Source organism: Streptacidiphilus neutrinimicus, assembly GCF_000787815.1.
Classification (GTDB): domain Bacteria; phylum Actinomycetota; class Actinomycetes; order Streptomycetales; family Streptomycetaceae; genus Streptacidiphilus; species Streptacidiphilus neutrinimicus.
In genome coordinates this window covers 1-1,383 of the sequence record NZ_BBPO01000150.1, presented here as the reverse complement: position 1 = coordinate 1,383, position 1,383 = coordinate 1, and the positions used below count along the sequence as shown (strand labels likewise).

Annotated in this window: 1 protein-coding gene; it reads left to right on the top strand. The window is 72.4% G+C overall.

Annotated features, from left to right (window positions below):
- Positions 1–1,383: type I polyketide synthase (locus TR48_RS37750; RefSeq protein WP_042375340.1), on the top strand; the 1,383-nt coding region annotated here is incomplete at both ends.

Here is a 1,383-nt window from a genome sequence, read left to right as displayed (position 1 = left end):
TCGCCGAGCTGCTGGGCGACGCCCCGGACACCACCCCGACCGGCCCGGCCGTCGCCGTGGCCCTCGACGAGCCGATCGCGATCGTCGGCATGGCCTGCCGCTACCCGGGCGGTGTCGAGTCGCCCGAGGACCTGTGGCGACTCGTCTTCGAAGCCGGTGACGCGGTCTCCGGCTTCCCGAGCAGCCGTGGCTGGGACCTGGACAACCTCTACCACCCGGACCCGGACCACCAGGGCACCACCTACGCCCGCGAGGGCGGCTTCCTGCACGACGCGGGCCTGTTCGACCCGGAGTTCTTCGGGATCTCGCCGCGCGAGGCGCTGGCGATGGACCCGCAGCAGCGCCTGCTGCTGGAGACGTCCTGGGAGGCGATCGAGCGCGCCGGCATCGACCCGGCCGCCCTCAAGGGCAGCCGCACCGGCGTCTTTGCGGGTGTGATGTACCACGACTACGCCACCGGGATCAGCGAGCTGCCGGACGGGGTCGAGGGCTACCTCGGCACCGGTGTGTCCGGCAGCATCGCCTCGGGCCGCGTCGCCTACACCCTGGGCCTGGAGGGCCCTGCGGTCACGGTCGACACGGCGTGCTCCTCGTCGCTGGTCGCGCTGCACTGGGCCGTCCAGGCGCTGCGCAACGGCGAGTGCACGATGGCGCTCGCGGGCGGCGTGACCGTGATGGCAACGCCGGAGACGTTCGTCGACTTCAGCCGTCAGCGCGGTCTCTCCGCGGACGGGCGCTGCAAGGCGTTCTCCGCCGACGCGGACGGCACCGGCTGGGGCGAGGGCGTCGGCATGCTGCTCGTCGAGCGGCTCTCCGACGCCGAGCGCAACGGTCACCAGGTGCTCGCGATCGTGCGGGGCAGCGCGGTGAACCAGGACGGTGCGAGCAACGGTCTGACGGCGCCGAACGGTCCGTCGCAGCAGCGGGTGATCCGGCAGTCCCTCGCGAACGCGGGCCTGACGGCCGACGAGATCGACGCGGTCGAGGCGCACGGCACGGGCACCGGACTCGGCGACCCGATCGAGGCACAGGCGCTGCTGGCGACCTACGGCCAGGAGAAGTCGGCCGAGCGGCCGCTGTGGCTCGGTTCGCTGAAGTCGAACATCGGGCACACGCAGGCGGCGGCCGGTGTCGGCGGCATCATCAAGATGGTCATGGCGATGCGCAATGGCGTGCTGCCGCAGACCCTGCATGTCACCGAGCCCTCCCCGAAGGTGGATTGGGCCTCGGGCGCGGTGGAGCTGCTGACCGAGCAGCGGGAATGGCCGGAGACCGGTCGCCCGCGTCGCGCGGCGGTGTCGTCCTTCGGCATCAGCGGCACCAACGCGCACACGATCCTGGAGTACGTGCCGGTCGAGCCGACGGTCGGGGCGGAGGCTGAGG